Annotated in this window: 13 protein-coding genes and 3 tRNA genes; 10 read left to right on the top strand and 6 right to left on the bottom strand. The window is 68.7% G+C overall.

Translation table 11 applies throughout. The features are described from left to right. Positions 1-8 precede the first annotated feature (8 nt). From R3A49_10330 to R3A49_10300, 7 genes are all read left to right on the top strand, one after another. Positions 9-1,526 (top strand): NADH-quinone oxidoreductase subunit M, encoded by a 1,518-nt coding sequence (locus tag R3A49_10330; GenBank protein ID MEZ5171125.1) that lies wholly within the window; start codon positions 9-11, stop codon positions 1,524-1,526. A gap of 3 nt (positions 1,527-1,529) precedes the next feature. Further along, positions 1,530-2,999, top strand: a complete 1,470-nt coding sequence (locus tag R3A49_10325; GenBank protein MEZ5171124.1) for an NADH-quinone oxidoreductase subunit N — start codon at positions 1,530-1,532, stop codon at positions 2,997-2,999. Positions 3,000-3,009: 10 nt separating this feature from the next. Continuing rightward, a complete protein-coding gene (locus tag R3A49_10320) occupies positions 3,010-4,200 on the top strand; it encodes an SAM-dependent methyltransferase (GenBank protein ID MEZ5171123.1) in 1,191 nt (396 codons plus the stop codon). Positions 4,201-4,268: 68 nt separating this feature from the next. Continuing rightward, a complete protein-coding gene (gene acs / locus R3A49_10315) occupies positions 4,269-6,227 on the top strand; it encodes an acetate--CoA ligase (GenBank protein MEZ5171122.1) in 1,959 nt (652 codons plus the stop codon). Between the two features lie 7 nt (positions 6,228-6,234). After that, entirely contained in the window at positions 6,235-6,729 is a 495-nt protein-coding gene (locus R3A49_10310; protein MEZ5171121.1) for a hypothetical protein, read from the top strand. Between the two features lie 140 nt (positions 6,730-6,869). Then, positions 6,870-7,352: a hypothetical protein gene (locus R3A49_10305; GenBank protein MEZ5171120.1), complete on the top strand. Its 483-nt coding sequence runs from the start codon at positions 6,870-6,872 to the stop codon at positions 7,350-7,352. Between the two features lie 158 nt (positions 7,353-7,510). Further along, positions 7,511-8,359 carry a zinc metalloprotease HtpX gene (locus R3A49_10300; GenBank protein MEZ5171119.1) on the top strand — a complete coding sequence of 283 codons (849 nt, stop codon included), beginning with the start codon at positions 7,511-7,513 and terminating at the stop codon, positions 8,357-8,359. A gap of 90 nt (positions 8,360-8,449) precedes the next feature. On the opposite strand, the gene R3A49_10295 is transcribed toward R3A49_10300, so the two are convergent. Genes R3A49_10295 through R3A49_10275 form a run of 5 tightly spaced genes read right to left on the bottom strand, consistent with a single transcriptional unit; the run spans position 8,450 to position 12,414 of the window. Further along, on the bottom strand, positions 8,450-8,878 hold the full coding sequence (locus R3A49_10295; GenBank protein MEZ5171118.1) for a helix-turn-helix transcriptional regulator: 429 nt from the start codon (positions 8,876-8,878) through the stop codon (positions 8,450-8,452). Next, the gene (locus tag R3A49_10290; protein MEZ5171117.1) at positions 8,878-9,567 is read right to left on the bottom strand and encodes a hypothetical protein; all 690 of its coding nucleotides are present in this window, start codon (positions 9,565-9,567) and stop codon (positions 8,878-8,880) included. Before R3A49_10290 ends, R3A49_10295 begins: the two co-directional genes overlap by 1 nt. Before the next feature lie 36 nt (positions 9,568-9,603). After that, positions 9,604-10,794 (bottom strand): L-lactate dehydrogenase, encoded by a 1,191-nt coding sequence (locus R3A49_10285; protein ID MEZ5171116.1) that lies wholly within the window; start codon positions 10,792-10,794, stop codon positions 9,604-9,606. A 10-nt stretch (positions 10,795-10,804) separates the two neighbouring features. Further along, a complete protein-coding gene (locus tag R3A49_10280) occupies positions 10,805-11,908 on the bottom strand; it encodes a hypothetical protein (GenBank protein ID MEZ5171115.1) in 1,104 nt (367 codons plus the stop codon). A gap of 11 nt (positions 11,909-11,919) precedes the next feature. Continuing rightward, positions 11,920-12,414: a YajQ family cyclic di-GMP-binding protein gene (locus R3A49_10275; GenBank protein MEZ5171114.1), complete on the bottom strand. Its 495-nt coding sequence runs from the start codon at positions 12,412-12,414 to the stop codon at positions 11,920-11,922. 57 nt (positions 12,415-12,471) lie between these two features. Here R3A49_10275 and R3A49_10270 point away from each other — a divergent pair. Further along, positions 12,472-12,554 (top strand) — tRNA-Tyr (locus R3A49_10270). A gap of 24 nt (positions 12,555-12,578) precedes the next feature. Here the strand turns inward: R3A49_10270 and R3A49_10265 are convergent. Then, positions 12,579-13,121: an N-acetyltransferase family protein gene (locus R3A49_10265; GenBank protein MEZ5171113.1), complete on the bottom strand. Its 543-nt coding sequence runs from the start codon at positions 13,119-13,121 to the stop codon at positions 12,579-12,581. A 67-nt stretch (positions 13,122-13,188) separates the two neighbouring features. Here R3A49_10265 and R3A49_10260 point away from each other — a divergent pair. Next, a tRNA-Thr gene (locus tag R3A49_10260) sits at positions 13,189-13,261 on the top strand. A gap of 23 nt (positions 13,262-13,284) precedes the next feature. Next, a tRNA-Met gene (locus R3A49_10255) sits at positions 13,285-13,362 on the top strand.

Below are 13,362 nucleotides of genomic sequence, written 5' to 3'. Positions count from 1 at the left end.
GGGAAACGATGAACTGGTTCGACTCCTGGGCACTCACACTCGTCACGTTCATTCCGATCGTCGGACTGGCCGTGCTGCTGCTGATCCCACGCACCGACGAGTACCTGGTCAAGGTCGTGGCACTCGTGGCCACGGTGGCCACCTTCGGCGTGTCGATCGCCATCGTGGCGAGCTTCGACTACGACGCCGGGGGCGGGCTCCAGTTCGAGGTCAACAAGCCGTGGATCGACGTGATCTCCAGTCGCTACCACGTCGGGATCGACGGCATCTCGCTGCCGCTGCTCGTGATGACCGCCTTCATCACCGTCGCCTGTGTCGTCTACTCGTGGAACCACTTCCCGAAGCCGCACACGCCCAAGGCGTTCCTGGCGCTGGTCCTGCTCCTCGAGACCGGCATGATCGGCACCTTCGTCGCCCAGGACCTCATCCTCTTCTTCGTGTTCTTCGAGATCGTCCTGTTGCCGATGTACTTCATGATCGGCGTGTGGGGCGGGCCCAACCGCAGCTACGCGGCCATCAAGTTCTTCCTGTTCACGATGTTCGGCTCGGCGTTCATGCTGCTGGGCTTCCTGGCCATCTTCTGGCAGACGGGCACCTTCGACATCCCGGAACTCGCCGAGCTGGGCGGTGCCGGCATCGTCGGGACCACGCAGAACCTGATCTTCGCCGGGCTGTTCCTCGGCTTCGCCATCAAGGTGCCGATGTTCCCGTTCCACACGTGGCTTCCCGACGCCCACACCGAGGCGCCCACGGTCGGCTCCGTGCTCCTGGCCGCCGTGCTCCTGAAGCTCGGCACTTACGGGTTCGTGCGCATCGCCCTTCCCGTACTGCCCGACGCAGCCGTCGACTGGGCGCCGTGGATCGGGCTCCTGGCCGTCATCGGCATCATCTACGGTGCGCTCGGCTGCCTGGCGCAACGCGACATGAAACGGCTCATCGCCTTCTCGTCGGTGGCCCACATGGGCTTCGTGATGCTCGGCATCGCGACGCTCACCAGCATCGGTGTCAGCGCGGCGGTGTTCGGCATGGTCGCCCACGGGCTCATCACCGGCATGCTCTTCTTCGTGGCCGGAAGCATCGGGGAGCGCTACGGCACCCGTGAGATGTCGCGTCTCGGCGGCGTGCTCGGTGACACACCCAAGCTGGGGTGGATCCTGGGATTCCTCGCCATGGCCTCGCTCGGCCTGCCGGGCCTCGCCGGGTTCTGGGGCGAGTTCCCCGCCATCCTGTCGGCCTACAACCCCGCGAACGCACTGCCCCTCGAGACGTTCCGCAGCTACATGGTCGTCGCCGCGATCGGCACCGTGCTCGCCGCGGGCTACCTGCTCTGGCTCCTCCAGCGGGTCGCCATGGGCACGGTGAAACCCGAGTTCGAGGACAGGCACATCCACGACGTCCACGTGTCGGAGTGGATCGCCTGGGCACCGATCCTCGTGTTCATCGTGGTGCTCGGCGTCTATCCCGATCTCATCTTCGGTGTCTCCGACGACGCCGTGCAGCTCGCCACCAAGGCGTTCGGGGGTTAGCCGGTGACCCCGCACGTCGACTTCCACGCGCTCGCACCGGAGCTGATCCTCACCGGTGTGATCCTCGTGGTTCTCGTCGTCGACCTCTTCGTCGACGAGCACGAGCGGGGTCTCACGTCCCGCATTGCCTCCGTGGGGGTCCTCGCGGCCCTCATCCCGGTGATCACGCTCGCCGTCGACGGCACAGACCGCGTGCTCTTCGGCGGCGCGTACGTCGTGGACGACTTCGCTCTGGTGATGAAGGGCTTCTTCCTCGTGGTCGCGTGGGTCACGCTGCTCATGAGCTTCGACTACATCGGCGACGGTGAGTACTACGAGGGTGAGTTCTACTTCCTGTTGCTCACCTCCACACTCGGGCTTCTCGTCATTGCGTCGGCGCGCGACCTCGTCACCATCTTCGTGGCGCTCGAGACCGTCTCGCTTCCGACCTTCGCGCTGGCCGCCTGGCGCAAGCACGACCCGAAGTCCAACGAAGCGGGCCTGAAGTTCTTCCTGTTCGGTGTGCTGTCGTCGGCGGTGATGCTCTACGGCATGTCGTTCGTGTTCGGCTTCAGCGGTTCCACCCTGCTGTCCGACATCAGCACCACCGTGGCGGCCGACGGCGTGAAGCCGCTCCTGCTCGTCGGCATCTTCATGACCCTCGTCGGGTTCGCCTTCAAGGTCTCCGCTGTGCCCTTCCACTTCTGGGCACCGGATGTCTACGAGGGATCACCCACACCGGTCACGGCGTTCCTCTCGGTTGCCTCCAAGGCGGGCGGCTTCGTGGCGATGCTCACGTTGATCTACGCCGGCTTCTTCGGGCAGCCCGAGGCGTGGCAGCCCGTGCTGTGGGTCCTCGCCGCGGCCTCGATGACACTCGGGAACCTCGTGGCGCTGCGCCAGACCAACGTGGTGCGGATGCTCGCCTACTCGGCGATCGCCCAGGGTGGCTTCATGCTGGTGCCGTTCGCGGTCGCACCCGACGGTTCGGGCACGGCCGTCACGTCCTCGTTCGAGGCCGTCGTGATCTACCTGCTCATCTACGGCGCCATGAACCTCGGCGCGTTCGCGTGCGTGATCGCCATCGCGCGACGGACGGGTTCGGCCGAGATCGCGAGCTACCGGGGGCTCGTCCAGTCGTCACCCGCGCTGGCCGTCACCTTTTCGCTGTTCCTGTTCTCTCTCGCCGGTATTCCGCCGCTGGCCGGCTGGTTCGCCAAGTTCGTCATGTTCCGCTCGGTGCTGGATGCCGCAACACCCGCCGCGGTCGTGCTCGGTGTCGTCGCGGCCGTCAACTCGGTGATCGCGTTCTTCTACTACGCCAACGTCTCGCGCACGATGATCCTCGACGAGCCCGAAGAGGGGCAGGAACGCGTGCGCATGACACCGGCACTCAACGCAGCGGTGTTCGTCACCGCCGCGGCCACGATCGTCGTCGGTGTGTACCCGCAGCTGTTCGCCAAGCTCGGCGAGTTCGCCGCCTCGGTCGGCTGAGCACCGCTCCGTGGGTGGGTCGGTCGTCGAGAGCCTGACGGCCAGGATCCGGCGCGACGGTCCGATCGCCTTCTCCGAGTTCATGGAGGCGGCCCTCTACGGGCCCGGGGGCTTCTTCAGCCGTGGGCAGGGGCCCGGACGCAGCGACGGCGACTTCCTGACGAGCCCGCAGACCGGCAGCCTCTTCGGCATCCTCGTGGCCCGTGCGCTCGACATGTGGTGGTCCGGGATGGGTGAGCCCGACCCGTTCTTCCTGGTCGAGGCGGGGGCGGGTGACGGACGGCTCGCCCGCGACGTGCTGCGGGCGGAACCGGCGTGCGGCCCAGCGCTTCGGTATGTGCTGGTCGAGGTTTCCGAGGCCGCGCGTGCGGCGCAGGCCGGGGCACTGCGGATCGAACCCGCCGGCGACGTCCTCGGTTCGCAGGTCGTCGACGAGTGGGACACGCCGGAGCCGGCTCCCCGGCAGGGACCGATCCTCACATCGCTCCCCGACCTGCCCGCCGGGCCACTCACCGGCGTGGTTCTCGCCAACGAGCTCCTCGACAACATCCCCGTCGACATCGTGGAACGCACCGACAGCGGATGGCAGGAGGTGCGGGTGGGCGCCGTGGCCGAGGGCACTCTCGTGGAGGTTCCGGTTGCCGCTGCGCCTGATCTCGCCCGCGCCGCTGATGCGGTACTCGCAGGAGAGAGCGCACCCGCCGGGAGTCGTCTCCCCGTGCCGCGGGCGGCTGCGACGTGGCTCGCGGAGGCCACCCATGTGCTCGACCGCGGGATCGTGGCCCTGCTCGACTACGCAGTGCCGGTGCGCGAACTGCTCGAGCGCGGGCCCGACGGCTGGCTGCGCACCTACCGGAGTCACCAACGGGCAGCGGCGCCGTTGAAATCACCCGGCACGACCGACATCACCGTCGATCTCCCGCTGGAGTACCTCCGGGAGAGCATCGAGTCGTCCGGCATGTCGGTGGTCACGGCCACCACCCAGACCGACTGGCTCACCGCCCTCGGGCTGCCCGACCTCGTGGCCGACGGGGAGCAAATCTGGGCCGAGGGAGCTCACCGCGGCGACCTCGAGGCCCTGGCGGGACGGAGCCGCGCCACGGAGGCCGCGGCGCTCACTGCGGATCCCGGCCTCGGTGCGCACACCGTGCTCGTGGCCACCACACCCGGGGCCTTCGGCCGGGCGGCGCGCTCCGGGTAGATTCCACACGGCGATCCGACAGGCGATGCACTCGCGTACGACGCACACGGCGAGCACGGAGGAACACCATGTCCGAGGCCATCGAGGGACTGCTCACCGAGGGCCGTACCTTCCCGCCCCCCGACGACTTCGTCGCCGACGCCCTGGTCACCGACGACGCCCTGCGGAAGCAGGCCGACGCCGACCTCGAGGGGTTCTGGGCCGAGCAGGCCGAAGCGCTCCAGTGGGAGAGGCCCTGGGACACGGTTCTCGAGTGGGACCTCCCGTTCGCGAAATGGTTCGTGGGCGGGAAGCTCAACGCCTCGGTCAACTGCCTGGACCGGCACGTCGCCGCCGGAAAGGGCGACAAGGTCGCCTACCACTGGGAGGGTGAGCCCGGCGACACCCGGACGATCACCTACTCCGAGCTGCTCGATGAGGTGTGCCGCACGGCCAACGCCCTGAGGGAGCTCGGAGTCGAACGCGGAGACCGTGTGGCGATCTACATGGGCATGGTCCCCGAGCTTCCCGTCGCCATGCTGGCGTGCGCGCGCATCGGCGCAGCGCACTCGGTCGTGTTCGGGGGATTCTCCCAGGACTCGCTTCGCGACCGCATCAACGATGCAGAGGCGACGGTCGTGATCACCGGCGACGGATCCTGGCGGCGCGGCAAGGTCGTCGACCTCAAGGAACAGATCGACCTGGCGCTACCCGACACCCCGTCGGTCCGGCACTGTCTCGTCCTGAAGCGGACCGGGAACGACGTGGACATGGTGGAGGGCCGCGACGTGTGGTGGCACGACGTCGTGCCCGGTCAGTCGACCACCTGCGAGCCCGAGGTGATGGACGCCGAGGACCTCCTCTACCTGCTCTACACCAGCGGTACCACCGGGAAGCCCAAGGGCATCATGCACACGACCGGCGGCTACATGACCCAGGTCGCCTACACCCACCGCTACGTGTTCGACCTCCACCCCGACGACGACGTCTACTGGTGCGCCGCCGACTGCGGCTGGGTCACCGGGCACAGCTACATCGTGTACGGCCCGTTGGCGAACGGGGCCACCAGCGTCATGTACGAGGGGACCCCCGACCATCCCGGCAAGGACCGGCTCTGGGCGATCGTCGAGCGCTACGGCGTCACGATCCTCTACATCGCACCGACGGCCATCCGCACGTTCATGAAGTGGGGCGCCGACCTCCCCGAGGCCCACGACATGTCGTCGTTGCGGCTGCTCGGAACGGTGGGGGAGCCCATCAACCCCGAGGCGTGGGTCTGGTACTGGAAGCACATCGGCGGCGGGAACTGCCCCGTCGTCGACACGTGGTGGCAGACCGAGACGGGTGCCATCATGATCTCGCCGCTGCCGGGTGAGACCGTCCTCAAGCCGGGTAGCGCCACGTTCCCGCTCCCCGGGGTCGGCGCCGACGTGGTCGACGACGACGGCAACCCCGTGCCCGTCCCCGGAGGGGGCTACCTCGTGCTCACCACGCCGTGGCCGGCGATGCTGCGAGGCATCTGGGGGGACCCCGAGCGTTACCAGGAGACCTACTGGTCACGTTTCCCGGGCACGTACTTCGCCGGCGACGGCGCCAAGCGTGACGAGGACGGGTACTACTGGCTGCTGGGTCGCGTCGACGACATCATGCTCGTGTCGGGCCACAACATCTCCACCACCGAGGTGGAGAGCGCGCTCGTCGACGATCACCGCGTGGCCGAAGCGGCGGTTGTGGGCGTCGCCGATCCACAGACCACGCAGGCCATCAGTGCTTTCGTGATCCTCCGGTCCGGGACCGAGCCGTCCACGGATCTGGTCGGAGAGTTGAAGGCCCACGTCGGCAAGACGATCGGGCCGATCGCCCGGCCGACGTCGATCCTGTTCACCGAGGACCTCCCCAAGACGCGCTCGGGCAAGATCATGCGGCGGCTCCTCAAGAACGTGGCGGAAGACGACGCCCTCGGCGACACCACCACGCTCGCCGATCCGGGTGTCGTGGAGGGCATCAAGGCGCGCTACCTCGCGGCCGCCGGAGACGACGAGGAGTGAGCCGCCGGTGAGCGGCGTGTGGGTGCCCGACCACTGGACCTGGCGCGACCGTCCCGTGGAGCCGGGTCCCGCCGCCGTCGTCGACATCGACGGTGTGCTCTCCGACGCCGCCAGCCGCCAGCACTACCTCGAGTCACCCCGACGCGACTGGCACTCGTTCTTCGACGCCTGCGGCGAGGACGAGGTCATCGACGAGACGCGGGTCCTGATCGAGCACCTCGACCCCGGCCTCCACGTCGTGCTCCTCACCGCACGCCCGTTTCGGGTCCATCCGCTCACGGAGGCCTGGCTGCACCGCTACGACGTGCGCTGGGACCTGCTCGTGATGCGGTCGTGGGGCGACTACGAGGTGGCCCGCGACTACAAGCGGGCCAGCGTCTCGGACCTGCGCCGCTACGGCTTCGACCTGCGCCTCGCCTTCGAGGACGACCGCCGCAACGTCGAGATGTTCCGGGGCGAGGGCGTCCCGTGCGTCTACATCCACTCCGGCTACTACGACTGAGCGTCCGGTACCGGTACCGCGGTTGTTACTCACCTGTTACCGATGGATCTGCACGTGTGGCGATAGACGTGCTAGAGACAGGTCCCGCATTTCCCGTGCCACCCGGTCATCGAAGGTGGACCCGGCGAGAGGAGCAACCCGTGAGGACAGCGCGTTGGCATCGAGGAATCCGCAGAGCGCTGGTGGGTTCCCTGGCGACGGCGGGACTCGTCGTCGCGTTGGTGGTACCCGGAGGTGCAGCCGACGTACCGACACTCGACATCGACCCTGCATCAGGTCCGGTGGGCACGGAGATCGCGATCTCGGGTACCTGCGCCACCGCCGTTCAGGACGTCGCGGTCGACCTGCTCCAGAACGGCAAGGTGATCGCTTCGACGACCCTCACGGTTCCCGGTGGCACGACCGCCTTCGACGGCAAGATCCAGGTTCCGGCGTCCGCACAGCCCGGCGACATCATCTTGCGTGCCGACTGCCTCGACGACCAGGGACCACCTCTCGAGGTGGCCTACACGGTGACGGCTTCGCCACCACCGCCTGCGCCACCCGCTCCCGAGCCGGAACCCGAGCCGTCGGCCGCTCCCGCGCCGGCGCCTGTGGCCGCACAGCCCACCTTCACGGGCTGATGTAGTGCGTCACTGAGGTCCGCCATGCGGACCTCAGTGACGCACTAGTCGTGCGCCCACTTTCGAGGTGGCAGGGGAACGTCGGGCAGCCTGGAGGCGTTGTCAGGAGAAGAGACGCGGCCCCCCACGGGCGCCCGGAGACACGACGAGACGCTGCCATGTTCAACCGCAACACGCTGAAGACCTTCGTCCTGCTCGCCGCCCTCGGTGGGCTCATGATCGGGGTCGGCTCGATCTGGGGCGCCACCGGTGCCGCCATCGGCCTCGGGATCGGCCTCGTGTTCGTCGGGGGCTCCTACTGGTTCTCCGACACGCTGGCCATCAAGAGCGCCCGGGCCGTGCCCGTCACCCGCGAGGAGCAGCCACGGCTCTACGCCATCGTCGAGGAGCTGGCGATGCGCGCCGACATGCCGATGCCCAAGGTCTACATCTCACCCAACCAGCAGCCCAACGCCTTCGCCACCGGGCGCAACCCGCAGCACGCCGCCGTGGCCGTGACCGCCGGCATCCTCCAGGTCCTCGACGAGGAGGAGCTGCGGGCTGTTCTCGCCCACGAGATGAGCCACGTCGCCAACCGCGACATCCTCATCGGGTCCGTGGCCGCAGCGGTGGCCATGGGCATCACGTTCATCGCCCGGATGATCATGTGGGGGGCGATGTTCGCCGGCGGGCGCGACCGCGACAACCCCTTCGGGCTGCTCGCCATGGCGATCCTCGCACCCCTCGCAGCCATCCTCCTCCAGATGGCGCTGTCACGCTCCCGCGAGTTCGAGGCCGACCGGTCGGGCGCCGAGCTCATCGGCTCGGGCGACGCGCTGGCCCGCGCCCTCCAGAAGATCGAGGCCTACGCCAAGCAGACGCCGATGCAGGTGGCGCCCGAGCAGGCCAGCGCCTACATCATCAACCCGTTCACGGGACGCCAGGTGCGCTTCTCGAACCTGTTCCGCACGCACCCGCCCACCGAGGACCGCGTCGCCCGCCTCACCGACCGGACCCACCACGCATAGGTCGCACCCGGCCCCAGCACCTGACCCGACGGGTGTCGGGGGACCTGCATGTCGGGGCTCTCCGTCTTCGGCAGACCGCCATGGTGCGGGTCAGCTGCGGGCCTCCTCGATCCGTACGAGCATCGCGGCCGACGGGGTGACCGTCCCGCTCGAGTAGGTGCTGAGCCGCGAGGCGCTCGTGCCGACGAGTTGCGCGAACTGCGCACTGGTGAGGCCCGACCGTGCGACGGCGTCACGTACTCGTGTGGCGACCTCCGCGCGGGCGGCATCGTCGGCGTCGGCTCGAGCACGGTCGATCGCGAGCTCGAAGAATGTCCCGACACCGTCGGGGTCGCGGTAGGACAGGTACCGCTCCACACGGCGCGCGACGGGACCCCAGGGCGAGCGGCGGATCTCGGCGAGAATCGGTTGCCAGTCGGGAACAAGACCGCGGTCGATCACGGTGACGAGTGCCTCGTAGGGCCACGTACCCACGTCGTCGTCGGGCGACGCGTCGACGTTCCGGAACCGGACGGGCATCAGACGGCTCCACCGAGACGCAGCGCGAGTCGACGACAGGCCTCCACGACGTCCTCCCACCGGTGCCAACGCTCGTCGAGGCCCTTGTAGCGGGGGAGCTCGTCGGTGACCTCGGGATCCCGCGGTTGTGGGTCGGCCAGCGACGAGACGAGGGATGTGAGAACCGACGCGGGCTCTCCCGAGCGGTCGGTGTAGTAGTCGTCGATCCCGGCGAGCACCTCCACGGCGGCGTCTTCACCGAGATGATCCGCCAGCGCCACGACGTCGAGGTAGTCGCGCACGACGTTGCGCTGTACGACGAGGTACGCCTTGACACGGAGTGCCTCGGGCGGCGTCGGTGCGACGACGGCGTTGCCGTCGCCCACATCCACCTCGCAGGTCTCGAGCGGGCGCGTCCGACGCATCTGCCGGAGGCCCGCCTCCACCCCTCCGAGGCTCCCCATGATCGTGAACGGCGGACGCGACGCACGGACCGAGGTCGCCCACCCCTCGGTCGCCTCGACGGCCTCGAGTACAGCGTCGTAGCGGTCCACGAGGTCGGCCAGGACGTGGTCGTGGTCGAAGGAGTCCCGGTGCCCGGCGTGGAGCGCGGCGGCCGAACCGCCCACGAGCACGGCGTCGGGGACGGCCTCCTGGAGCCGTGCCGCCGAGGCGAGGACCCGTTGGAGAGTGTCGCTCCGCCCTGCCATGGAGTTATCATATCTGATAACTCTCGAAAGGAGTGGTCAGTCGGCTCCGCGGTCCGGACCGGCGACGAGGGCCGACTCGTCGAGGTCGGCGACGTCGGTGACGCCGGTGAGCCCGAGGGCCACCTCCATCTCGTCGCGCAGGATCCGCAGCACGTGGGCGATGCCCTTCTCTCCCCGGGCGGCCACGGCGTAGGCCCACGGGCGCCCCACGAGGCAGGCCCGCGCCCCGAGCGCCAGCGCCTTCACGACATCGAGGCCGCTGCGGATCCCGCCGTCGACGAGGATCTCGGTGCGACCGCCGACGGCGTCGACGACCGGCGGGAGCGCCGTGACGGTGGACGGCACGTCGTCGAGCTGACGACCCCCGTGGTTCGACACGACGATGGCGTCCGCTCCGTGCTCGACCGCCTGGCGGGCGTCGTCGGGATCGAGGATCCCCTTGAGCACGACCTTCCCGGACCAGTGCTCGCGCACCCAGGCGAGGTCGTCCCACGTCACGCCCGGGTCGAACTGGCTGTCGACCCAGGCCTTGAACTCGTCGGGCGTCGAGGCGTCGGGCACGGCCTTCTCGAGGTTGCCGAACGTGAGCGGCTTCCCGCCGAGAGCGACGTCGCGCACCCATCCCGGGTGGCGGGCGAAGTCGAGACCCCGAAGGGCCTTCTTCGACGCCGGGAGCGCACCGGCCACACCGTTGCGGACGTCGCGGTAGCGGGCACCCACCACGGCCAGGTCGACGGTGAGCACGAGCACCCGGCACCCCACCGCCTGCGCCCGGGCCATGAGGTCCTCGGCGTAGCTGCGGTCACGCATCACGTAGAGCTGGTACCAGAAGGGCCGCTCGGTGGCGGCGGCGACCTCCTCGATCGAGCAGATCGACACGGTCGACTCGCAGAAGGGGACACCGGCGTCGGCGGCCGCACGGGCGGCCTGGACCTCCGCTCTCCGGGCGAACATGCCGGCGAGGCCCACAGGCGCCAGAACGACGGGGAGAGCGAGGTCCTCGCCGAGCACCGTGGTGGAGAGGTCCCTGTCCGACACGTCGCGCAGCACACGTTGGCGGAGCCGGATCTCGCGCAGGTCCGCCAGGTTGGCGGCCATCGTGGACTCCTCGTAGGCGCCGCCCTCGATGTAGTCGAAGAGCTGGCGGGGCAGCCGCTTTCGGGCCAGCTCCCGGTAGTCGCGCACCGACGCGGGAGCGAGCCCGAGAGAGCCGTGACGGCTGAAGATGCCCACGGGCTCAGGCGGTGGCCCCGACGCTACCGGCGACCTCGGGACGGCGCAGCTTCCAGATGAAGCCGTCGTAGAAGACGTGCATGCCGCCGAGGGTCAGGTACACCACGGCGTACATCGTCGGGTCGCCGTGCCATTTCAGGGAGAACACGATCGCCGCGATGATCCCGATGTAGGTGATGTAGAAGAGCGGGCGCCCGAGCGGGAGGCGCACCGCACGCCCGAGCGCGCCGCCTCCGGGCTGAGCCATGTAGCGCTTCCCGAGGGTCTGGTTGACGATGGCGAAGTACTCGATGGCGTGCGCGGCCACGTAGCCCATGATCCCCAGGATCGGGTTGATGAGCATCACGACGAAGAGCGCAGCCGTGGAGCCGACGTACACGTACTTGGCCCGGTTCGCCGTCTCCCGACGCTGCCACTCGACACGCAGCCACGCCACGGTCAGAGCCAGGACGGTGGCGATGGTGGGAACGAGCAGCCACTGCGCCCACGGGCGCAGCGTCCGGAGGATCTCCACGCCGTCGGCGTTGGTGGCACCCAGGTCGAGGCGCTGCAGGAACCCGCCGGTCCGTGAGTCGGCGGCCACCCACACGAGCGCGAGCACGAGCCAGCTGATGAGCATCAGCTTCTCGAGCATGCCGTGGGTGTCGCCGGCCTTGCGCCCGTAGATGCGGGTGACGCCGTAGCGCTGCATGAGCGTGTGCTCGGCGTTCCACAGGCCCGCCACCACGGCGACGAGCGCGAGCGAGATGTTGCGGCCGATGAGCGCCGCCACGATGAAGCAGAACGGCGCCCAGGTGAAGATCGCCCGCTTGAGGCGGAACTGCGCCGGGTCGCCGTAGACGAAGGCCAGGGTGAGCGGCTGGTGCGAGAACGACAGCAGGAACACACCTGCGAGGAGGGCGTTCAGCGCCACGCGGTTGTCGAGCAGCGCCCACGCCGCCAGCGCGAAGGGTATCCACGCCAGTGCCAGAGCGATGTCGAGTGCGGGGTTGTGGATCCACGAGAACCGGGTGCTCGGCGGTGCCGGTGCCGACACGACGGTCGGCGGGCCCGGAGCCGCGCCCTCTCCTCCGCCGGCGTGGGGTGGTGAAGCGACGGCGGTGGTCACGTCGGGGGAATCTAGTCCCGGAAGTTCACGAACTGGAGAGGGATCCCGAAGTCGGACTTCTTGAGCTCCGCGATGACCTCCTGGAGCGTGTCGCGCTTCTTCGAGGTGACCCGTAGCTGGTCGCCCTGGATCTGGTGCTGTACGCCTTTGAGGCCCATTCCCTTGATGTGCTTGCCGATCTCCTTGCCCTTGGGCTGGTCGATCCCGACGTTGAGCGTGACGACCTGACGGGCCGTTCCCTTGGCCGCTTCCTCGACCTTCCCGTAGCTCACGGCCTTGAGCGACACCTTGCGCTTCGCGAACTTCTCCTCGAGCACCTGGCGCAGGGCCGCGAGGCGGTCCTCGGTCGACGAGTTGAGCTCGATCGTGCGCTCCTTCTCGTTGAACTCGAGGCGGGTGCCGGTGTTCTTGAAGTCGAAGCGCGTCGACACCTCACGTCCGGCCTGGTCGACTGCGTTCGTGACCTCGGCCATGTCGACCTCGGACACCACGTCGAAACTCGCCATCGGATCCTCTCTCCCAGGTCTGTACCGGAACACGCCGCTGGTATCGTACGCCGCTCAGGGTCGGTACCCGAGTGGCCAAAGGGGACGGGCTGTAAACCCGTTGCGGCAACGCTACGTTGGTTCGAATCCAACCCGGCCCACGCAACACACCGGCGTCTGAACTCTCAGAGCAGGCGTTGCATCTCCACGACGTCGAGCCATCGGCCGAACTTGCGCCCGACCTCCCTTTCCACGCCCACGACCTCGAAGCCGCAGGTGGTGTGGAGCGCGATCGACCCGGCGTTGTGGTCGGCGATGCGGGCGATCACGGAGTGGAACCCGCCGTCGGTCGCCAGCACGAGGATTTCCTCGAGCAGCGCACGCCCGATGCCGGCGCCCTGGCGGTCCTCGCGGACGTAGACGGAATCCTCCACGGTCGGGGCGTAGGCGGGCCGGGCCCGGAAGGGGGAGAGGGAGGCGTAGCCCACGATGTCGCCCGCAGCGTTGCCACCCCCGGTGTCCTCGCTCTCGGCGTCGCCGGCCGAACCCTCCTCGGCGACCAGGGCCGGGTGGGCTCCCGAGTGCTCCTCGACCCACGCCACCTGCTCCTCGAGGGTCCGGGGGAGGATGTCGAAGATGGCCGTGGAGCGGGTCACGACCTCGTTGTGGATGTCCAGGATCCCCGAGGCGTCCCTGCGGTGGGCACGTCGGATCCGGGCGTCGGTCATGGGCGGCACGGTACCCGTCGCTCGGCCGGATGATCGGCCCACCCCCGTTGCTATCCTTTCTGGCTCCGCCCCCTTAGCTCAGTCGGCAGAGCGCTTCCATGGTAAGGAAGAGGTCTACGGTTCAAGTCCGTAAGGGGGCTCTGCCGGGGGTGACCCCGGCCACGGCGGAGTAGCTCAGTCAGGTGAGAGCACGCGGCTCATAATCGCGGCGTCGCGGGTTCAAATCCCGCCTCCGCTACCA

This window comes from Acidimicrobiia bacterium (genome assembly GCA_041394025.1).
In the GTDB taxonomy this organism is placed as follows: Bacteria; Actinomycetota; Acidimicrobiia; order IMCC26256; family JAOSJL01; genus JAOSJL01.
The sequence above is the reverse complement of the archived record's forward strand: the minus strand, read 5'-3'. Positions and strand labels throughout refer to the sequence as shown.